General features: G+C 71.7%; 20 protein-coding genes. 7 read left to right on the top strand and 13 right to left on the bottom strand.

The genetic code is table 11. The features are described from left to right. The first annotated feature begins 46 nt into the window (after positions 1-46). The gene (locus AB0I15_RS05530) at positions 47-517 is read left to right on the top strand and encodes a hypothetical protein (RefSeq protein WP_358090590.1); all 471 of its coding nucleotides are present in this window, start codon (positions 47-49) and stop codon (positions 515-517) included. A 4-nt stretch (positions 518-521) separates the two neighbouring features. On the opposite strand, the gene AB0I15_RS05525 is transcribed toward AB0I15_RS05530, so the two are convergent. The 3 genes from AB0I15_RS05525 to AB0I15_RS05515 form a co-directional block, all read right to left on the bottom strand. Continuing rightward, on the bottom strand, positions 522-2,564 hold the full coding sequence (locus AB0I15_RS05525) for a serine hydrolase domain-containing protein (RefSeq protein ID WP_358090587.1): 2,043 nt from the start codon (positions 2,562-2,564) through the stop codon (positions 522-524). A 124-nt stretch (positions 2,565-2,688) separates the two neighbouring features. Further along, positions 2,689-2,937, bottom strand: coding sequence for a hypothetical protein (locus tag AB0I15_RS05520; protein ID WP_358090584.1), 249 nt, complete (start codon positions 2,935-2,937; stop codon positions 2,689-2,691). Further along, a complete protein-coding gene (locus tag AB0I15_RS05515) occupies positions 2,934-3,266 on the bottom strand; it encodes a winged helix-turn-helix domain-containing protein (protein WP_358090581.1) in 333 nt (110 codons plus the stop codon). The genes AB0I15_RS05520 and AB0I15_RS05515 overlap by 4 nt, the downstream gene beginning before the upstream one ends. A 125-nt stretch (positions 3,267-3,391) precedes the next feature. On the opposite strand from AB0I15_RS05515, the gene AB0I15_RS05510 reads away from it, so the two are divergent. Beyond that, complete coding sequence (locus AB0I15_RS05510) at positions 3,392-4,258, top strand: MEDS domain-containing protein (RefSeq protein WP_358090577.1); 867 nt, start codon at positions 3,392-3,394, stop codon at positions 4,256-4,258. Position 4,259: 1 nt separating this feature from the next. Further along, entirely contained in the window at positions 4,260-5,192 is a 933-nt protein-coding gene (locus AB0I15_RS05505; RefSeq protein WP_358090574.1) for a sensor histidine kinase, read from the top strand. Between the two features lie 4 nt (positions 5,193-5,196). On the opposite strand, the gene AB0I15_RS05500 is transcribed toward AB0I15_RS05505, so the two are convergent. Next, the gene (locus AB0I15_RS05500) at positions 5,197-5,610 is read right to left on the bottom strand and encodes an STAS domain-containing protein (RefSeq protein WP_358090571.1); all 414 of its coding nucleotides are present in this window, start codon (positions 5,608-5,610) and stop codon (positions 5,197-5,199) included. Between the two features lie 134 nt (positions 5,611-5,744). On the opposite strand from AB0I15_RS05500, the gene AB0I15_RS05495 reads away from it, so the two are divergent. The 4 genes from AB0I15_RS05495 to AB0I15_RS05480 all read left to right on the top strand — a co-directional run bounded on the left by AB0I15_RS05495 (position 5,745) and on the right by AB0I15_RS05480 (position 9,689). After that, complete coding sequence (locus tag AB0I15_RS05495; RefSeq protein WP_358090568.1) at positions 5,745-5,999, top strand: hypothetical protein; 255 nt, start codon at positions 5,745-5,747, stop codon at positions 5,997-5,999. Positions 6,000-6,132: 133 nt separating this feature from the next. After that, positions 6,133-6,345, top strand: coding sequence for a hypothetical protein (locus AB0I15_RS05490; protein WP_358090566.1), 213 nt, complete (start codon positions 6,133-6,135; stop codon positions 6,343-6,345). An 85-nt stretch (positions 6,346-6,430) separates the two neighbouring features. Further along, positions 6,431-8,014, top strand: a complete 1,584-nt coding sequence (locus tag AB0I15_RS05485) for a serine/threonine-protein kinase (protein ID WP_358090563.1) — start codon at positions 6,431-6,433, stop codon at positions 8,012-8,014. Between the two features lie 121 nt (positions 8,015-8,135). Continuing rightward, a complete protein-coding gene (locus tag AB0I15_RS05480) occupies positions 8,136-9,689 on the top strand; it encodes a sulfatase (RefSeq protein ID WP_358090561.1) in 1,554 nt (517 codons plus the stop codon). 159 nt (positions 9,690-9,848) lie between these two features. Here AB0I15_RS05480 and AB0I15_RS05475 read toward each other — a convergent pair whose 3' ends face one another. The 9 genes from AB0I15_RS05475 to AB0I15_RS05435 are packed head-to-tail and all read right to left on the bottom strand — an operon-like array spanning position 9,849 to position 20,410. Next, on the bottom strand, positions 9,849-11,471 hold the full coding sequence (locus AB0I15_RS05475; protein WP_358090558.1) for an ABC transporter ATP-binding protein: 1,623 nt from the start codon (positions 11,469-11,471) through the stop codon (positions 9,849-9,851). Then, complete coding sequence (locus AB0I15_RS05470; protein WP_358090555.1) at positions 11,468-12,403, bottom strand: ABC transporter permease; 936 nt, start codon at positions 12,401-12,403, stop codon at positions 11,468-11,470. The genes AB0I15_RS05475 and AB0I15_RS05470 overlap by 4 nt, the downstream gene beginning before the upstream one ends. A gap of 6 nt (positions 12,404-12,409) precedes the next feature. Then, a complete protein-coding gene (locus tag AB0I15_RS05465) occupies positions 12,410-13,315 on the bottom strand; it encodes an ABC transporter permease (protein WP_358090552.1) in 906 nt (301 codons plus the stop codon). After that, a complete protein-coding gene (locus AB0I15_RS05460; RefSeq protein WP_358090549.1) occupies positions 13,312-14,910 on the bottom strand; it encodes an ABC transporter substrate-binding protein in 1,599 nt (532 codons plus the stop codon). The genes AB0I15_RS05465 and AB0I15_RS05460 overlap by 4 nt, the downstream gene beginning before the upstream one ends. Further along, positions 14,907-15,995, bottom strand: coding sequence for an LLM class flavin-dependent oxidoreductase (locus AB0I15_RS05455; RefSeq protein WP_358090546.1), 1,089 nt, complete (start codon positions 15,993-15,995; stop codon positions 14,907-14,909). Before AB0I15_RS05455 ends, AB0I15_RS05460 begins: the two co-directional genes overlap by 4 nt. Then, the gene (locus AB0I15_RS05450; RefSeq protein ID WP_358090543.1) at positions 15,992-17,023 is read right to left on the bottom strand and encodes an LLM class flavin-dependent oxidoreductase; all 1,032 of its coding nucleotides are present in this window, start codon (positions 17,021-17,023) and stop codon (positions 15,992-15,994) included. The genes AB0I15_RS05455 and AB0I15_RS05450 overlap by 4 nt, the downstream gene beginning before the upstream one ends. Continuing rightward, positions 17,020-18,186 carry an LLM class flavin-dependent oxidoreductase gene (locus AB0I15_RS05445; protein ID WP_358090540.1) on the bottom strand — a complete coding sequence of 389 codons (1,167 nt, stop codon included), beginning with the start codon at positions 18,184-18,186 and terminating at the stop codon, positions 17,020-17,022. Before AB0I15_RS05445 ends, AB0I15_RS05450 begins: the two co-directional genes overlap by 4 nt. Beyond that, the gene (locus AB0I15_RS05440) at positions 18,183-19,502 is read right to left on the bottom strand and encodes an NtaA/DmoA family FMN-dependent monooxygenase (protein WP_358090537.1); all 1,320 of its coding nucleotides are present in this window, start codon (positions 19,500-19,502) and stop codon (positions 18,183-18,185) included. The genes AB0I15_RS05445 and AB0I15_RS05440 overlap by 4 nt, the downstream gene beginning before the upstream one ends. Then, entirely contained in the window at positions 19,499-20,410 is a 912-nt protein-coding gene (locus AB0I15_RS05435; protein ID WP_358090534.1) for a glutathione S-transferase C-terminal domain-containing protein, read from the bottom strand. The genes AB0I15_RS05440 and AB0I15_RS05435 overlap by 4 nt, the downstream gene beginning before the upstream one ends. Positions 20,411-20,423: the final 13 nt, after the last annotated feature.

The following is a 20,423-nucleotide window of genomic DNA, read 5'->3' as shown; positions in this document are numbered from 1 at the left end:
ACCGCCGACCAGCCGCCGGCCGAACTCTTGCGAGGTGGAAGCCCGGATGACCGTCACTCCAGCGCACCTGAGCGCTCTCGCCGTCCGCGTCGAGGCGCTCACCGCCGAGATCCGGCAACTCTGTGACAGCGTCCCGGCCGGGTCGCCCGAGCACGAACCCCTCGTGGCCGCGCGGCAGGCCGCGGAGTGGCTGGCCAGAGGCGCCGAGGACCTGCAGCTCGCGGCCGGCGACCTGGCCAGGCTGCGGGCCCAGCAGACGTGCTCCATGCCGTGGGGCGTCTGCCCCGAGCACGGCAACACCCTTTCCTCCAAGGCCGGGGTCTCCACGTGCCGGGTGTGCCGGCGCACCTGGACCTATGACCGGCCCGGCCGGCCGTGCGGCGAGCCGGTGACGTGGAAGGTCATCGACCGGGCCGGCACGGAGACCAGGATGTGCGACGGGCACGTCCTCGGTGCCCGTGCGGCCGTCAGAGAGGCCACGTTCCTCCGGCTGGAGGTGCCGAGCCCGCAGGGGTGAGCCGTCAGCCGAGCAGGTTGTAGGCGGCGGCCACGGACAGATAGCCGATGGCGGCGAGCACGACGACGGTGTGGTGCGTGCGCCCGGCCAGGCTCCACCAGCGCCCGCGCCAGGCGAGCACGACGGTGACCAGCGTCGCGGCGGTCGCGAGGGCGGCCAGTACGGGCAGCGTCATGATGAGCGAGAACAGCGGGCTGCCGCCGAGGAAGAAGTCGGCCTGGTTGGCGTCGAAGTTCGCGAACAGCGCCACGACCGAGACGGCGGAGGCCGTGACGAGCGCCGCCGCGACCCAGCCGGGCAACCCCGCCACACGGGCCGCCCAGGCGGGACCGGCCTTTCCTGGCGAACCGGCCGCGTGGGCCGCGTCATGCGCGTACGAGCCCGCCGGAGGAGTCAGGTCATGTGCGTGCGAGCCCGCCGGAGGAGTCGGGTCAAGCGTGTGCGAGCCCGCTGGGCGGGTCGGGCGGCGGCGGGTGCGGCGGGCGATGCGTGCGATGGGCCAGGCCAGTGTGGACAGGAGCAGGATGGTCAGGCTGACGCCGAGCACGCCGAGGTGCAGGGAGGGCAGTTCGTACCAGGCCAGGCGCACCAGTGGCCCCACCGGGTTCTCCGTGGCCAGCAGGCCGTCCGCGCCGAACCGGATCGTGCGGTACCCGTTCTTCTCCTGGAACAGCCCCGGCCCGATCTGCACCCATTGCCGGCTCTCGGCGGGCCCGTGCGCGACCGCGCCCGTGGTGGTCAGGATGCCGTCGCCGGCGGTGGTCACGTTCACCACGCTCATGAGCCCGCTGAGCCTGCCGAGGTCGGTCATGTCCGAGGTCTGGGCCGAGCGGTAGGCGCCGGCGTATCCGGCGGGGTCGGGCAAAGGCCCCGCGCCGGCCGGCCGCGGGGCGGGGGCTGGGGCTGGGGCGAAGCGGTCGGCGAAGGCGTTGACCAGGTCCCAGGCCGAGTCGGGGCCGCCCTTGCCGCTGCCGTTGTAGGAGGCGTAGATGCCGATGCCGCGCTCGGGGACGAGCGCCATGACGGCGAAATAGCCGGGGATGCTGCCCCGGTGGACGAGCAGGCGGCTGCCGTTCCTCGTGTACTCCTGGAAGCCGTACCCCATGCCGGCCGTGCCCTCGGCGTTGCCGAAGCGCCGGCTCTGCATCAGGCGGACGCTCTCCGGCTTGAGGATCGGGCCACCGTCACCGAGCTGGGCCTGCATGAACCTGGCCAGGTCCGTCGCGGTGGAGCGGAAGCCCGCGCCGTGCGGCGGCATGTGCCCGTGGTTGGTGCCCTCCGCCCGCACCTGGCGGCCGTTCTGCAGCCGGTAGCCGGGGGCCAGTGCCGCGCCGATGGGGGCGGGTTCCGGCTGGGCCATGGTGGAGAGCGTCATGCCCAGCGGCTGGAAGATGTTCTCCCGCACGTACTGGTGGAAGGGCAGGCCCGAGCGGAGCTCGACCAGATGGCCGGCCAGGCCCATGCCGTAGTTGGAGTAGACGGCCCTGGTGCCGGGCGGGCGGATCCGGCTCGGCTGGTGGTCGGCGAGGTGGGCGCGGAGCTCGTGGACGTCCTCCGGGCGGGCCGCGCCCGTGCCGAAGTCGCCGGCGGCGAATCCGGCGGAGTGGGTGAGCAGGTGCTCCGTGGTGACCGGCCGGCCGGGATACGTGTTCTCGATCTTGAACGTGGTGAGGTAGTCGTTGACGTCGGCCTTCAGGTCGATACGGCCCCGCTCGACGAGCTGCATGACCGCGGTGGCGGTGATCAGTTTGGCCACCGAGGCGGGGGAGAACACGGTACGGGCGGCGTCCACGGGCCGGCCGCTCTCCACGTCGGCGACGCCGTAGCCCTGGGCGAACACCTGGCGCCCTCCGGCCACCACGGCGACCGCGCCCCCCGGGACCTGGTGCTCCGCCAACTGGCGGGGCACGAAGGCGTCGGCGAACTCACGTACGGACTGTGCGGGGTCGGCGGCGGCGGCGGGAGAGCTCATCGCCAGGATCGGCAGGGCGAGCGCCAATGAGCAGATCAGGGCACGCCGGCGGGACGGTTTGCGTTCGAGCAGCATGAGCTGCTCTCCTTTCTCTGGAAGCACGTACGCGTCAAAGGCACGCCGTTCACGGCGTGGTCGTGCGGTTTCCACCGTCCGGGGGCGAGTTGCCGCTCGCTCCCGGGCCTCTTCACGGGGTTCGTCAGTCGACGCTGCGCAGGATCCGCTCCACCCCCGCGACTCTTTCCGTCAGCTCCTTGAGCCTGGCCTGCACCTGCTCCTGCTGGCGCACGGCCTGCTCGGCGAGCTCGCGGTATTTGGCCATCTCCGCCGTGAGGACCTCGGCACGGTGCCGCTCGAAGCGGAAGTAGAACGCGACACAGCCGGTGATGGCGCCGAACAGAATCAGCGTGACCCCGACGGGGATCACGATCGAACCGATGTCGATCACTGCGAAGTCTCCTGCACGTCGTTGGGACCTTCCTCATCATCCGCGCGAAGTGCCGCGAGGACAGTGTCGATCGTCAGGGTGAGCTCGAAAGGCAGCAGCTCGATGTACTTCATCGCCTTGCCGTCATCTGACAGCTCCAGCCGCCCCTCGACCAGCGCGGCCCTCTCCAGCCGCTCCAGGTGCATGTAGAGCAGCGGCCGGGACACCCCGACGCGCCGGGCCAGCTCGCTGACGTGCACACGCCCGTCGGCGAGCGCGGCGAGGATCCGCAGCCGCACCGGGTGCCCGACCGCGGCGAGGAGTTGGAGCAACTCTTCACTGGTCAGCATGCTGTCCTTATTCGATGTCACCTGTTAGCCCAGTCTTACAGGTGACATCTTCGCGCGTCAAACCCTGTCGCCAGTGGTGGACTCGACCGGTCGGCTATAGCGTGGGCGGCAGCCGAGGAGGCGGGATGCCCGAGATCAAGGACATTCGGCCAGGCGATCATCTGTGCCTGCCGTTCACGCACGAATCCGAGCAGCGTGCGGTCCTGTCGGCCTATGTCGCGGACGGGCTCGAACGCGGTGAGCGAGTGGTCTGCATCACCGGCGGCTCCACCGCGAGCCTGCTGGCCTGGCTCGGCGGGGGCGGCGTCGACCTGACCGCCGCCATGGTCTCCGGGCGGCTCGAGGTCCTGCCGTCGTCCGACACCTACCTGCGCTCGGGGCGCTTCGACCCCGACGAGATGATCGCCGAACTGCGGCGGGAGGTCGCCCGCACCTCGCGGTCGGGGTTCAAGGGGCTGCGGATGAGCGGGGAGATGGACTGGGCGCTGACCGGCGCGTCCGGCACCGAACGGCTGGAGGAGTACGAGCGGCGGCTGAAGGGGCTCTACGGAGAGGGCGGCCTGGTCGGCATCTGCCACTACGACCGCCGCCTGTTCCCGCCCCACCGGTTGGAGACGCTCATCGCCTGCCACCTCGACACCGTGCGGATGAACGCCCTGTGCGACGGCCGGCTACGGGTCCTGCCCACCTTCGATCCGGACGGCCGCCGCGTCCTGAACGTGATCGGGACGATCGACCTCGCCACCGCCCCCGCCTGGACCACCGCGCTGCGCCACGCCACCGACGCGGACGCCGGCGGTGACCTGCTGATCGAGATGTCCGAGGTGGAGTTCATCGACGTCGTGGGACTGTACGCCCTGGTGCAGGCCGCCGCCCGGCTCCCGGCCGGGCGCCGCCTGTCCGTGGCGAACCTGGCGGCGACGGCGGTCCGGGTCTGCACGCTGATGGGCTGGCACGAGACGGTCCAACTCATCACGAAAGAGGCCGACTAGCATGCCTCCCGTCACCGTCTCGAAGTTCTGCCACCAAGCGTTGATCTACGGCAGCGACCAGGCGTTCCAGCAGGCCACCACGGGGTTCTGCCTCGACGGCCTCGGGGCGGGCGAGAAGGTGCTGGCCGTGACCACCGAGGCGAACATCGCGCTGCTGCGCGACAGCCTCGGCCCCGACGCCGGGCGGGTGGAGTTCGTCATGGCCCGCGACTGGTACGACTCCCCCGGCCGCACGCTGTCCGCCTACAACCGCTACGTCGCGGTCCACCGGCGCCTCCACGGCACCGTACGCATCATCGGCGAGCCGGTCTGGGAAGGCCGCACCCCGCCGGAGGAGAACGAGTGGACCCGGTACGAGTCGGTGCTGAACGCCGCCTTCGTCCGCAGCCCCGCCTGGATCCTGTGCCCGTACGACGCCCGGAGGTTGCCCGCGCAGATCGTCGCCGACGCACGGCGTACCCATCCTCATGTGGTCACCGGGGCGGGCACCCGCGACAGCGACGCCTACAGCGACCCGGCCGACTTCCTGTCCTCCGACGACCGCCTGCCGACGGCGCCGCCCCACGCCATGAAGATCCCCTTCGACGCCGACCTGTCCTCGATGCGGCGGCGGCTGAGCGCCCACGCCACCGAGCTGGGGATGACCGCCGGGCAGATCGAGTCGCTGGTCCTGGCGGTCAACGAGGTCGCCACCAACACCGTCCAGAGCGGCGCCGGGCACGGCGACATCGCACTGTGGATCAACGGGCCGACCGTCGTCTGCGACGTCTTCGACTCCAGCCGCCTGCCCAGCCCGCTGCTCTGCTACGTGCCCCCGGAGCCCGGAGCCGCGCGCGGGCACGGGCTGTGGGCGGTGCACCAGTTGTGCGACCTGGTGCAGATCCGCAGCGGGCCGGAGGGGACCCGGTTCCGCCTGCACCTGACCATCGCCTGACCCGTCAACCCAGCGGAGGCAGGTCCAGCAGCTCGACGGCGCGTTTCACGTAGGACGGGACGTTGCGGATGGGGACGGCGTTCTCGTGGGAGAAGACCGCCAGTGCCCGGATCCCGGCGACGTCGACGAAACTGAGCTGCTCGATGTCGATGACGAGCGCGGCACAGAAGCTCCTGGCCCCGGCCAGCGCGTCCGCCACCGCGTCGGCGTTGGTGAAGTCGATCTCCCCGATCAGCCGCACCAGCGACGTCTCCGGCTCCTGGGTCAGGGCCACCCACAGCAGTGAGTCGGTGTAGAGCAGTTGCTCGACCGGTGGCTCCGCGTCACCCTCCGATTCGCCGCGCCGTCCGTGACTCGACGATCCCAGGACGCCCACCAGAGACGTCAGCCACACGGCGACGAATGCGATGACTGACATCGGAGGCCCCTTGCTCACCATGACCGCAGGTCGGCGGCGCCCCGCCGCTTACACGGTAACCAACCGCACGAGCGCTCTACTAGAGATCATCGAGGGGAGAAGGGCCGGCTGGGCGGCCGGTGTACGCCTGGATGATGCCGGCCGTCGACCATCTCGCCCGCAACGTCCTGGCCGTCCCGCAGGCGGCCGCCAGCAGGCTGCTGATGGGGCAGGCCGGCCGGCTGCTGGCCACCACCACGCTGGCCACCTTCCCCAACAGCACCATGGGCGAGGACGGCGAGGTGGACGCGGACATCGCCGCCCGCTGGGGCTTCGGTCACCCGGGCCGCTTCGCCGCCCTCTACCGCGAGACCTACGGCTGCGGCCCCGGCGCCACGCTGCGCGCCTGAGCCGGTCGCCTCCGGGGATCCAGGTACAGCCTGCTGTACCTCGGATGTGCCGTTGACTGGATCGCCTGTCGGGGGCTGCGCTTCGTACCTTTTGGGGTAACGGACACACCGCACCTCGACGAAGGAGCACCCCATGAGCGGCATCCAGTCCACCCGGCGCAACGGCGCGGCGCATGACCTGAAGCGGCCCGCGTTGTGGCTGTTGCTGGTGGTCAGTTCGGTCTGCAACGTGGTGGCCAACACGGCGGACGTCAACGTGTTCGTCGGCCCCGCGTTCGGGCTGGTCGCCCTGGCTTGCGCGGGCACGCTGATCAGGCACCACTACAAGAACCGACGCGCCGTTTAAGTCGTGAAATATCGTTCTTGATGGGCGGTCAAGGGCTACCCTGAGCGCGGCATAGACAGATCGTCCGATCATGCGGAGTGCTGCCGTGACCGTTCATCGCGCGCTGGAGTATCGGCAACTCGGCGATCACCGGATCCTGGCGCGGCTCGGCGAAGGCGGCCAGGGGACGGTCTACCTCGGGGAGTCGCCCGGCGGCGGGCGGGTGGCGATCAAGGTGCTGCACGCACGGTACGCGGGCGACCCCGAGACGCGGCGGCGCTTCCTGCGGGAGGCGGAGGTCGCGGCGAGCGTTGCCGCCTTCTGCACGGCGAGGGTCCTGGGGACGGGGGTCGTGGACGAGCGGCCGTACATCGTCAGCGAGTACGTCCCCGGCCCGTCCCTCGACGAGCTGGTCAAGCGGGACGGCCCCCGGACCGGCAGCGGGCTGGAGCGGCTGGCGGTCTCCACGCTCACGGCGCTGGCCTCGATCCACGCGGCCGGGGTCGTGCACCGCGACTTCAAGCCGGGCAACGTGATCCTCGGTCCCGAGGGGCCGGTCGTGATCGATTTCGGCATCGCCCGCGCCCTCGACCACGTGACGAGCAACGCGCAGGTGGCGGGGACGCCGTCGTACATGCCGCCCGAGCAGTTCACCGACCAGCCGCTCACGCCCGCCTCGGACATGTTCTCCTGGGCCGGGACCATGGTCTTCGCCGCGACGGGGCGCACCGCGTTCCCTGGTTCGACGGTGCCCGCGATCCTGCACGCCATCCTGTACGACAAGCCCGACCTGTCGGGCGTGCCCGCGCCCCTGCGCCCGCTGGTGCTCGCCTGCCTGGCCAAGGACCCGGCGGCGCGCCCGGCCGCCGCCCGGCTGCTGCGCGACCTCACCGGCGGGGAGCTCCCGCCGGCCGGCGGTCACACGCTGGTCGTGCCCGTCGCGACGGAGCCGGTCGCGCGCCGCAGGTCCCGAGGGGTGAAGGTCGCGGTGGCGTCCGTTGCCGCGGCGCTGCTGGCGACGGCGGGCGTGCTGGTCGTGCCGTCCTGGCTCGACGGGCGGAGCCAGGCGGTGCGCCTGGTGCCGGGCGCGAGCCTCGACCTGGCGGCGCTGCCCACGGTGGAGGTCTCCGACCAGTTCGCGGACGACACCTCACGCCGGTACGCCACGTACCGGCCGTTCCCCGATGAGAACCTGCCGGCGATCACCGTCGGCGGCGGCAGGTTCAGCGGCGGCGGCACCGGACCGTTCTTCGGCATGGTGGCCGGACCGAAGGCGCTCTCCTCGGACCAGGCCGTCAGCGTGCTGACCACCGGCGCGTTCGCCGGCAGCGGCCAGTTCGAGGACAGCGTGTTCGTCGGCTGGGTCAAGGACGGCGACAACTACCTGACGGCCTGGTACAACAACACCCGCAAGAGCACCGGCTTCGACCTCAGGGTGGGCGGCGAGTTCCGCAAGGCGCCCGACGAGATTCCGCTGACCCTGAACCCGGGAGACCGCTTCGCGCTGCTCCTGACCGGCGGCACGGTCACGTCCTACGCCGAGCACGCGGGCAAGTGGCGCCGCCTGCACACCGCCTCGATCGGCGACGCGCTCGCGACCGAGCAGGCGCGACAGCAGCACCGCTACGGCTTCGGCCTGCGCGGCACCACCGGCACGATCAGCCTCACCCGGGCAGAGGGCCGGAACTGAGACCGTCGGCCATGCGCTGACCTGCGAAAACTCCTTGACGACCGCGACGGCGCTTTCACGTGTCCGCATCCGGACAACCAAAAGTGTCAGGACTGACATTTTCTTCGCTAAAGTGTCAGCCATGACACATTTTCGGAGGAGCGCACTCCTCACCGCAGGACTCACCGCGCTGGCCACGGTCGCCACGACCATGGCCGTGGTCAACTCGCACGCCGTGACCATGCAGGTCGCCGGCGGCTCACAGGTCGACGACCGGCCCAACATCGTCATGATCCTGGCCGACAACCTCGACGACCGCACCACGCCCTACTGGGACGCGATGCCCAAGACCAAGGCCCTGTTACAGCGGACCGGGCTGACGTTCACGAACTCGTTCGCCACCACGCCGATCTGCTGCGCCGCCCGCGCCGCGATCCTGACCGGCAAGTACGGCCACAACAGCAGCGTCCTGACCAACTTCGGTGAATGGGGCGGCTTCGAGACCTTCGAGGCCAAGGGCAACGAGGACAAGACGTTCGTCAAGCGGCTGCACGACGCCGGCTACCGCACCGGCATGGCCGGCAAGTATCTCAACGGCCTCGAGGACTCCCCCGAGCACATCCCGCCCGGCTGGGACGACTGGAACGCCGGCGTCACCCAGTCGCTCTACAACGGCTACAACTACACCCTCAACGAGAACGGCACCATGGTCCAGTACGGCGACCAGCCGTCCGACTACCAGGTCGACGTCATCGCCGACAAGTCCACCGCCTTCATCAAGGAGTCGGCCGCCGGCGGCAAGCCGTTCTTCTGGTACGCCGCCTCCACCGCCCCCCACCTGCCCATGCCGGCCCCGCCCAGGTACGCCCGCAAGACCTTCGGCCCGCCCCCGCACCTGCCCAACTTCCAGGAAGCCGACGTCAGCGACAAACCCACCTGGCTCAAGCAGACCAAGAAGCTGCGCTCCGGCCTCGTCGCCGCCACCAACGACCGCGACCACCGCAACCGCATGGGCACCCTGCTCGCCCTGGACGACCTGGTGGCCGACATCGTCACCACGCTGAAGGACACCGGCGAGTACGACAACACCTACCTCGTCTTCGCCAGCGACAACGGCTACAACATGGGCGCGCACCGGCTCGTGCAGAAGATGGCCCCCTACGAGGAGTCCACGCGGGTGCCGCTGGTCGTCTCCGGCCCCGGCGTCACGCACGGCACCACCGCCGCCATGGCCACCTCGATCGACTACGGGCCGACCATCCTCGACCTGGCCGGCGTGCCGATCCCGGCCGACATGGACGGCACCTCGCTGAGCCCGCTGTTCGGCGGGCGCACCCCGGCCGGCTGGCGCACCGACTTCTTCGGCCAGTACGCCAGTGACGGGGTCACCGACCGCGACGGCATCTTCCAGGAGTACCCAGGCGGCGCCGACAAGGAGATCTTCCTCATCGACGTGCCGTCATGGAGCTCCCTGCGTACCGAGCGGTACGTCTACACCCGCTGGTACGACCTGGAGCGTTCCGCGGACAAGCGTGAGTACGAGCTCTACGACCTGGTCAAGGACCCGTACCAGCTCACCAACCTGCTGGCCACGCCCGCCGGCCGCGAGCAGCACGCCGACCTGGTGGCCCGGCTGGACCAGCGTATGGCGCAGCTCGGCTCCTGCCAGGGCGCGACCTGCCGGACCCACGCCTGAGCCCCTCGAAGGGAGAGAGAACACCTTGGGCCCTGGTCTCGCCGCAGGTGGGTTACGTGGTCGCAGAGCTCCATGCCACCGCCCGCGACGAGATCGTGGGGAATCACAAGGCGGTAGCGATCACTAAGTGACAACTCGGCGAGCCGGCCGGTGGAGTTCTCACCGACCGGCTCGTTCGTCGTGTGCGGGCATGCGGGGCACCGACGCCACCAGAGCCCGTGTGTACGGGTCACGGGGCCGGGAGAACACCGAACGGACGTCGCCCTCCTCCACGACACGGCCGTCCTTCATCACCAGCACGCGATCCGCGACATGGTGGACCACGCCCAGGTCGTGGGAGATGAACAGCATCGCGGTCCCGTACTCGGACTGGATGTCGGCCAGCAGATCCAGGACCTGGGCCTGGATGGAGACGTCGAGGGCGGAGACGGGCTCGTCGCAGACCAGGACGTCGGGGCGGGGGCCGAGGGCGCGGGCTATGGCGACGCGCTGGCGCTGGCCGCCGGACAGTTCGCGCGGGTGGCGGGTGGCCGAGTCAGGTGGCAGGCCGACGCGGGCCAGCAGGTCGAGCACCCGGGCGTGCCGGGCCGGCTTCGGCAGGCGCAGCGGCTCGGCGATGAGGCGGCCGACGGTGTGCCGGGGGTCGAAGGAGTCGAGGGGGTTCTGGGAGATGAGCTGGATTCTGGGCCGCAGGGGGCGGCGTACGCGTTCCGGTAGGCGGCTCCATTGGCGCTGGTGGAGGGTGACCCGGCCGCTGTCGGGCTCCAGGAGGCCCAGGCAGAGGCGGGCGAGCGTGGTCTTGCCCGAGCCGGACTCCCCGACGACGCCGAGCGTCTCGCCCTCGTGGAGGGCGAACGACACGTCGTCGACGACGCGGCGCGGGCCGTACGAGCGGGTGAGGCCGGAGCCCGCGAGGACCTGCGCGTACGGGTTCGGGACGGGACGGGTACGCGGCGCGCCGGTGGTGAGCCGGGTGTCCCGCGAGGCCGCCGACGGCACGGCGGCCAGCAGCGCCTTCGTGTAGTCGTGCGCGGGCGCCGCCAGCACCTCGCCCACCGCCCCCTCCTCGACGATCAGGCCGTCCTTCATCACCAGGACGCGGTCGGCGATCGAGGACACGACGGCCAGGTCGTGGCTGATCAGCAACAGTGCCGTCCCCGCGGCCCTGCGCTCGGCCAGCAGCCGCAGGATCTGGGCCTGCACGGTGACGTCGAGCGCGGTGGTGGGCTCGTCGGCGATGATCAGCTCGGGGTCGGCGGCGATGGCGGAGGCGATCAGCGCCCGCTGACGCAACCCGCCGGAGAGCTGGTGCGGATGTTGCCCGGCCCGGATCTCCGGTTCCGGCACGCCCACCGCTTCGAGCAGCTCCAGCACCCTGGCCGCGCGCCGCGCCCTGGGTACGGCGTCGTGCACGGCCAGCACCTCCGCGATCTCGGCGCCCACGGTGCGCAGTGGGTCGAGCGAGACCAGGGCGTCCTGCAGCACGAGCCCGGCGAACCTGCCGCGCAGCCGCCGCCAGTCCGCCGCCCCGAAGGTGAGCGCGTCCCGGCCGGAGACGTGGAACGCCGAGGCGCGTACGGCCGAGCCGGGCCCGGCCAGGCCGAGCAGGGTCCGCGCGGTGACGCTCTTGCCCGAGCCGGACTCGCCCACGATCGCCACGCACTCCCCCGGCGCCACCGACAGGGAGACGCCGCGCACGACCTCGGTCCCGCCGAAGCTCACCCGCAGGCCCTCCACGGCCACCAGCGTGTCGACGGCGGGCGGGGCCGCGTAGGTCGTCATCGTGTTCTCCCCTCGAAGCGGCCTTGCAGGCGCCGCCCGGCGATGGTCAGGCAGGCGACGGTGAGCGTGATCGCCAGGCCGGGGAAGAACGCCTCCCACCAGGCGACGCGCAGGTAGTTGCGGGCCTCGGCGAGCATCGCGCCCCATTCGGCGGCCGGCGGCTGCGGCCCCATGCCGAGGAAGCTGAGCCCGGAGCTGGCGATCACCGCCTGCCCGAGCCCGATCGTGGCCAGCACGGGGATCGGGCCGAGCACGTTGGGCAGCACGTGCCCGGCGGTGATCGTCAGGCGGGAGCGGCCGAAGGTGACGGCCTGCTCGACGTAGCCGGAGTGGCGGACGACGAAGGTCTGGGCGCGGATCACACGGGCGTAGTTGGGGACCTGGGCGATGGCGATGGCGAAGATGACGTTGCCGGTGCCGGGGCCGGTGATCGCCACGACGAGCAGGGCGAGGAGCAGCTCGGGCAGTGTGGACAGCACGTCGAACGAGCGGGCCAGCGCCTCGTCCAGCCATTTCGGCGACAGCCCGGCGGCCAGGCCGAGCAGCACGCCGCAGGTGACGGCCAGGGTGGTGGCGGCGACGCCGATGCTGATGGAGTGACGGGCGCCGTGGACGACCCTGGCCAGCACGTCGCGGCCGAGGTGGTCGGTGCCGAACCAGTGGCCGGCGGTGGGCGGGGCGAGGGCGTTCAGCGGGTCGGCGGTCAAGGGGTCGGCGGGGGTCAGGAGCCAGGGCGCGGACACGGCCAGGGCGAGCAGGAAGAGGAAGACCACGGGGAGCAGCAGGCGCGAGAGGTCGGCGGCGGAGCCGGACCGCACGACCGCGGCGAACCGGCCGGAGGCGGCGGACCGCGTGGGAGCGGCGGCGGGGGTGGTCACGACGGAGACGGCGGGGGTGACGGTACGGGGTGGGCGGCCGGTGAACGCGCGCATCGCCGATCAGCCCCTTATGCGGGGGTCGATGACGCGGTAGGCCAGGTCGAGGAGGGTGCTGATGGTGACGTACACGATGGCCGACAGCAGGACGACGGCCATCACGACCGGCATGTCCCGGCCCGTGACCGCCTGCATGGCCACCTGGCCGAGCCCCGGCCGGCCGAACAGCACCTCGGTGATCACCGCGCCGCCCAGCAGCGTCCCCGTGAACCAGCCGGCCAGCGTCACGGCGGGGATCAGCGCGTGCCGCAGGGCGTGCCGGGCCACCAGGGCGCGCTCGGTCAGGCCGCGGGCCCGCGCCGTCACCGCGAACGGCTGCTCCAGCGCCCGTTCCAGGCCTCCACGCAGCACCTGCCCCAGGACGCCGGCGATCGGCAGCCCCAGCGCGAGCGCCGGCAGCACCAGCGCGCCCGGCCCCTGCGCGCCCGAGACGGGGAACCAGCCGAGTGTGAACGAGAACACCGACAGCAGCACGATCCCGATCAGGAACGGCGGCACCGACACCGACACCAGCTCGGCCGCCGAGGCGGCGCCGCGCAGCCACCGCCCCCGCCCGGCCGTGACGAGCGCGATGAGCCCCGCCAGCGCCACGCCGGTGGCCGCCGCGGCCAGCGTGAGCTGCGCGGTGGGCAGGACCTGGGTGGCCAGGATCTCGCCGACGCCGCGCTGGAGCTGGTAGGAGCGGCCGAGGTCGCCGTGGACGAGCCGCCACAGGTACGCCAGGTACTGCACGATCTCCGGCCGGTCGAGCCCCCATTCGGCGATGATCGTGGCCCGGATCTCCGGGGTGTCGGGGCCCTCGCCGACCAGGATGTCGATGGTGTCGCCGGGGGCGAGCAGCAGCGCGACGTACGAGGTCGTGGCGGCGGCCCAGAGCACGGCCAGCCCGGTGCCCAGCCGTCTGATCATGTGCCGATCCGCACGTCGTACGCGCCGGCCGGGGTGCCGGACGCGGGGTGGAAGCCGAGCCCTTGCACGCTCTTGTGCGCGGCGATCTGGTCGGCGGGGACGTAGACCGGGAACACGATGGCCTTGTCCAGCACGGCCGCCTGCTGGACCTTGGCGTACAGCTCCTTGCGTTCGGCCTGGTCGGAGGTGGCGGAGGCGGCGGCGAGCCACTTGTCCACGCGGGGGTCGGCGAAGTGGGTGCGGTTGATGGCGCCCTTCTCCGGCAGGATGAGGTTGAGGGCGGCGCCGGCGTCGGAGTCGCCGCGGGAGTTGCCGAAAAGCTCGTACTGGTCTTCGTCCAGGGCCTTCTGGGCGCTGCCCTGATCGACGATCTTGATCTGGAAGTCGATGCCGGCGTTCTGCTTGACCTGGGCCTGGATGGCCTGGGAGAGGATGTCTCTGCGGTCGCGCACGAAGGGGGCCGAGGCGACCTCGCGGACCGTGAGGCGCTTGCCGTCCTTGACGCGATAGCCCTCGGCGTCACGCCGCGCCCAGCCGGCCGCGTCGAGCAGGGCGTTGGTCTTGGCCACGTCGCCGCCGTAGGCGCCCTTGAGCGTGGCGTCGTAGAAGGGGCTCTTCTCGCCGACGATGCTCCACGCCCGGGTGGCGGTGCCCTGGTAGACGGACTTGAGCACCGCGTCCACGTCCACGGCCTGCCGGAACGCCTCACGTACGCGCTGGTCGTCGAAGGGGGCGTGGGAGGTGTTGAAGTAGTAGGAGTAGGCGGTGCCGGAGTTCAGGGACGTGTTCAGGGTCAGGTTCGGGTCCTTCTTGATGAGGTTGACCTCGGTGGCCGGGACGCCCTCGATGACCTGCACCTGGCCGGAGGTGAGCGCGCCGACCCGGACCGCGGCCTCGGGCAGGAACCGGTAGGTGATCTCCGGCAGGTGGGCCGGGCCCTGGTGCGCCGCTCCGGCGGGCGGCCAGGCGTAGGCGGGGTTGCGGCGGTAGTGGAGCTCCTGGCCCTGGACGTACCGGTCGAGGATGAACGGGCCGGTGCCGACCAGGTCGAGCCCGCCGAACTTGAGGTCCTTGGCGCTCTTCAGCGACTTCGGCGAGACCTGCCCCGAGTACGGCGAGGCGAGGAAGTCCAGGAACAGCGCGTCCGGCTCCTTCAGCGTGATCCTCACCTGGTACGGCGCCACGACCTCGGCCCGGTCGAACGCCTTGAGCTGGATCGCGGCCACCCCCGGGTTGTAGCCCTCCACGCGGAACTGGTCGAGGTTGGCCTTGACGGAGGCGGCGTCGAACTTCGTGCCGTCGTGGAAGGTGACGTCGTCCCGCAGGTCGAGGGTGTAGGTCAGCCCGTCGTCCGACACCTTCCACGACTTGGCCAGCCACGGCTGGAAGGAGCCGTCCTCGCCGCGCGAGACGAGCGCGTCGAACTGGTTGAACACCAGCAGCCTGGCCTTGTTCTGCGACCAGAGCTGCGGGTTGAGCGTGATCGGCTGCGTTTCGATGGCCCAGGTCAGCGTGGTGGTCTGAGGGGTCTGGGCGACCTGCGCGCCGCACGCGGACAGCACGGCGACGAGCAGGAGCGGGGTCAGGCGCTTCACGGGCGGTTCCAGGCTTCGGCGAGCAGCTCGAACGAGCGCACGCGGTCTTCGTGTCGGTGGGTGATGGTGGTGACGAGCAGCTCGTCGGCCCCGGTGACCCGGCGCAGCACGCGCAGCCCCTCGGCCACCTGCGCGGGCGAGCCCACGAACCGCGTGTCGACGCGGTCCTTGACCAGCCCCCGGTCGGCCGCGGTCCAGACGTGGGCGTCGGCCTCCTCCGGCGTGGGGTACGGCATCGCGCCAGCCCCCGTCCTGATGCCGCGTACCCACAGGTCGTAGCCCTTGCCCAGCTCGTGGGCCGTGGCCTCGTCGTCGGCGACGACCACGTCCGCCGAGACGATCACGTACGGGTCGGGCAGCACGTCGGACGGCTTGAACGCCGCCCGGTACCCCTCGACGGCCTCCAGCACGCTGGACGGGCTGACGTGGTAGTTGGCCGCGAACGGCAGCCCGCGCTCGCCGGCCACCTGGGCGCTCTGCCCGCCGCTGCTGCCCAGGATCCACACTTCCACGTCGGCGCCCTCGCCCGGGACGGCGTGCGCGTCGTGCGTGCCGGCCAGGAAGGCGAGCACGTCGTCGATCTGGCCGGCGAAGTCCGGCGTCTGGGCGCCGGGCTGCTGGAGGAGCGTGGCGTAGTGGGCCAGATGGGGGTGCTTGGCGAGCCGCGACAGGTCGAACGGCGCCGGGATGAGCAGCCCGTCCACGACCCTGGCCTCCTTCGGCTCGGGGACGGCCTTGGCCGGCTCGGCGCGGCGCTGCCCGGAGCGGCCGATGCCGAGGTCCACGCGGCCCGGGTACAGCGCGTCGATGAGGCCGAACTGCTCGACCACCGACAGCGGCGTCTGGTGCCCGAGCTGCACGGCGCCCGACCCGACCCGGATCGTGGAGGTGGCCGCCGTCACCAGCGCGATCAGCACGGCCGGGGCGGAGCCGGCCACGCCGGGCGCGAAGTGGTGCTCGGCCAGCCAGTAGCGGCGGTAGCCGGAGCGTTCGGCCCGCTGGGCGAGGTCGATGGTGTTGCGCAGCGCGTCGCCGGCGGTGTGCCCCGAGGGTATGGGGGCGAGGTCGAGGATCGACAGGGTCACGAGCCACCTCCCAGTGGTCGGCTGGGGATCTCCGCCCGCAGCACGGGTGCGATCTCGGCCTGGAACAGCTCCAGCGCCGTCCGGTGGTCCTTCGGCGTGAGCCCGTCGGCGTCGGCGTGCAGGTGCATGACCTCGTGCCCGAACCTCTTGTGGTAGCCCAGCACCTTGTCCACGATCTGCTGCGGGCTGCCGACGAGGATCGAACTCCGCTCGATGGCGTCCTCCAGGGTGGGGAAGACGACCGGCAGGCCGAGCCGGCGCTGGAACGCCACGCGGGCGTCGTAGACCGGCCGGTACGTCGCGATGGCCTCCTGCGAGGTCCTGGCCGCGTAGTAGCCCGCCGTCCCGGCACCCACCAGCGCGGCGGCCGGGTCGTGGCCGTAGTAGGCCCAGCGCTCCCGGTAGTGGTCGATCAGCTCGGCGTAGGGGTCGATGGGGTTGGTGACGTTGGCCGAGAACAGCGGGTCGCCGTACTTGGCGGCCAGGTCGACGGACTCCTTGCTGGTGGCGCTGCCGTGCCAGACGCGGATCGGCCGCTGGAGGGGCCGCGGCCACGTCTCGGCCTCGGTGAGCGACGGGCGGAAGCGGCCCTCCCAGGTGACCTTGTCCTCCCGCCAGAGGCGGCGGAACAGCTCGTACGACTCCCGGTTGCGCTCCCACTGGTCCTCGGGCGTGACGTGAAAGAGCTGGGCCTGGGCGGCGCCGTTGCCCTTGCCGATGATGAGCTCCAGCCTGCCCTCCGACAGGTGGTCGAGGGTGGCGTAGTCCTCGTAGGCGCGTACCGGGTCCAGCAGGCTCAGGGTGGTGACCGCGGTGAACAGCCGGATCCTGGACGTCTTGGCGGCGATGTGGCTCAGCACCACCGGCGGCGAGGAGGAGATGAACGGCCGCTCGTGCCGCTCCCCCACGCCGAACCCGTCGAAGCCGAGCTCCTCGGCCAGCACGGCGTTGTCGACGACCTCGCGGAAGCGTTCGGTGGGTGATCGGTCATCGTTGTGGACGATCAGCGTGATGGCTAGAAATTTCATGACACCTCCGCGTAGCGGGTGGCCCGGCGCGGCAGGCCCAGCAGGTCGCGGAGGGTGGCGGCCTCGTACTCGTGGCGGAAGGCCGCGCGGGACCGCAGCTCGGCGGTCAGCTCGCGGGTGATCCGCGTCAGGTCGTACGGCAGGGTGCCGGGCCGCAGGCGGAAGCCCTGGATCCCGGCCCGCCGCCACTCCAGCAGCACATCGGCCAGCTCTCCCGGGGTCCCGGTGAAGATGGCGGCGTCGGAGACGAGCTCGGCCCCGTCCAGTTCGTCCAGCCGCGCCCTGCGCCGGGCGGCGTCCTCGCCCAGGAAGACGAGCAGGTCGGCGAAGATCTTGATCTCGCCGTTGAGCCCCCTGAGCTCCTCGACGATGGCGCGGGCCTGCTCGGCCGAGTGCGGCGTGACGTACACGACGTCGGCGCCGCCCGCGGCGAACTCGTACGGCAGTCGCGCGTGCGCCAGCGCGGTCACCACCGGCTGCCCCTGCGGCGGCCGTGGCGTGATCGACGGCCCCTTGACCGAGAAGAACCGGCCGGCGAAGTCGATGTAGTGGAGTTTGTCCCGGTCGATGAAGCGGCCGGTGGCCTCGTCGCGGATCTCGGCGTCGTGGTCCCAGCTTTCCCAGAGCCGCCGCGCCACCTCGACCGCGTCGGCGGCCTCGGCGAACAGGTCGCGCACGTGGGGGTCCGCGGACAGGTCCACGCCGCCGGGCCGGTTCAGGATCCGGTCGATCGGTGGGAACTCCCTGCGGCCGAAGTGCCGGGCCTCGGAGGCGCGCGGCGAGACCTGCGCCCGCCAGCCGGCCCGGCCCTGGCTGATGTGGTCGAGCGTGGCGATGCCGATGGCCACGTGGAAGGGCTCGGTGTGCGTGGTGGTGGCCGTCGGCACCAGGCCGATCCGGCTGGTGAGCGGGGCCAGCCGGGAGGCCAGCAGCACCGCGTCGAACCGGCCCCGCACCTGGTCGGTCCGGTCGTCGGGGCCGTCGGGCAGCGTCGACTGCAGGCCGAGCGCGTCCTCGATGGTGACGAAGTCGAGCAGCCCCCGCTCGGCCTCGGTCACGAGCCCGGCCCAGTATCCGGCCGAGAAGACCTCCGCCGGGGAGTCGCGCCAGGCGGCGGGGTGCCAGCCCGCGCCGTCCAGCGCCACGGCAAGGTGCAACGTCATGCGAGCTCCAGATGGTCGCGGAGGGTGTGGCCGGTGTAGTCGGTACGGAAGACGCCGCGCTCCTGCAGCAGCGGAACCACCCGGTCCACGAAATCGTCCAGCCCGCCGGGCGTCAGGTGCGGCACGAGGATGAAGCCGTCGGCGGCGTCCGCCTGGACGTGCTCGTCGATCAGCCGGGCCACGGTCTCGGGAGTGCCGACGAACGTCTGCCGCCCGGTCACCTCGATGACCAGCTCGCGGATCGTCAGCCCCTTCTCCTCGGCCAGCGCCCGCCACTTGGCGGCCACGGCGGCGCGGTTTTTGATCGCCACCCGGCCCTGGGAGACGCCTTCGGACAGGTCGGGATCGAGGTCGGGCAGCGGGCCGTCGGGGTCGTAGGCCGACATGTCACGACCCCACACCTGCTCCAGGAACGCGATCGCGGTCTGCGGCCCGACCTGCTTGCGCCGGATGCCGGCGGCGTTCTCGGCGGCCTCCTCGTCGGTGTCGCCCAGCGCGAACGTGACGCCGGGCATGATCTTGAGCTGGTGCGGCTCACGGCCGTGGCGGGCCAGGCGGCTCTTGACGTCGGCGTAGAACCGCTGCCCGTCCTCCAGCCTGCCGTGCCCGGTGAAGATCACGTCGGCGTGCGCGGCGGCGAACTCCCTGCCCTCGGCCGAGTCACCGGCCTGGATGATGACCGGGCGGCCCTGCGGGCTGCGGGGCAGCGTGAACCGGCCGTCGACCGAGAAGTGCCTCCCCTGGTGCTCGACCGTGCCGATGGCGCCGTCGCGGACGAACCGCCCGGCCGCCCGGTCGGCGACGACCGCGTCCGGCTGCCAGGAGTCCCACAACTCGCGCGACAGGCGGACGAACTCGGCGGCGCGCTCGTACCGGTCGGCCCGGTCGAGATAGCCGCCGCGCCGGAAGTTCTCACCGGTGAAGGCGTCGGAGGTGGTCACCACGTTCCACGCGGCCCGGCCGCCGCTCAGGTGGTCGAGCGTGGACAGGCGCCTGGCCAGCTCGTACGGCTCGTTGAAGGTGGCGTTGACCGTGCCGGCCAGGCCGAGCCGGTCGGTCACCGCGGCCAGCGCGCTGAGCACGGTGAGCGCCTCCGGACGGCCCACCACGTCGAGGTCGTGGATGCGGCCCTTGAGCTCGCGCAGCCGCAGCCCCTCGGCGAGGAAGAAGAAGTCGAGCTTGCCGCGCTCGGCCGTCCTGGCCAGGTGGGTGAAGGAGGAGAAGTCGATCTGGCTGCCGGAGCGGGGGTCGGTCCAGACGGTGGTGTTGTTCACCCCGGGGAAGTGGGCGGCCAGATGGACCTGCTTGCGCGTCATCGGCCCCGCCCGTGCGGGGCGTCCCAGGCCGCGGGCAGGCCCTCGATCGTCTCCCTGAAGGCCGGGCGCTGGTAGAGGTCACGCGCGTACGGCCACAGGTGCTCGAAGTCGGTCAGCTCCCTTTCGCTGATGAGGTGCGCGCGGTTGTGCTCGGTGTCGAACCTGGCCAGCGTCACCCACAGCCGCACGTCCGCCTCGGTGATCGTGTCGCCGGTCAGGAAGCGCTGCTCGGCCAGGCGTTCGTCCAGCCGTTCCAGCGCCGCGACGACCCGGTGGCGCTCCTGCTCGCGCTCATCCTCACCGGTGGCGCGGGCCACGCGGGTGACCCCGGTGTTGACGTCGTAGTAGATCCAGCCGTTCAGCTTGTTGATCTCCGGGCGCAGCGCGTCCGGGTAGAGCTGGACCGAGGTGTCGGCCCAGCGTTCGAAGCGGGTGGCCAGGTCGATCGTGATGTCGGGGAAGTTGTTGCTGACGATCGTGCCCGAGCGCCGGTCCCAGAGCACGGGGACCGAGATGTGGCCGCCGTACCCCTTCTCGGTGGCGTCGTACGCCTGCTCCAGCAGGGTGAAGCCGTTGACCGGGTCGGGTCCCCTGCGCTCCCTGAACGCCCAGCCCCTGCCGTCGCGCTCGTCGTCCACGTAGGACAGCGAGACGACGTCCTCCAGGCCCTTGAGCTTGCGGACGATGGCCGCGCGCTGGGCGTAGGGGCAGACCCAGGCGACGTAGAGGTGGTAGCGGCCGGGCTCGGCGCGGAAGCCGCCCGCGCCGTCGTCGGTGATCCGGCCTTGGAAGGGGTAGACCGGGCGGTTCCAGGCCGGGGAGAGGTGCAGGCGACCGGGGCCGTAGTGGCCGTACGCGGCGTGGTCGACGGGGGTCGCGTAGATCCGCGTCTGCGCGGAGATGGACACGGGGTCTCCAGGG

Source organism: Nonomuraea sp. NPDC050643 (genome assembly GCF_040654715.1).
GTDB lineage: Bacteria > Actinomycetota > Actinomycetes > Streptosporangiales > Streptosporangiaceae > Nonomuraea.
The sequence above is the reverse complement of the archived record's forward strand: the minus strand, read 5'-3'. Positions and strand labels throughout refer to the sequence as shown.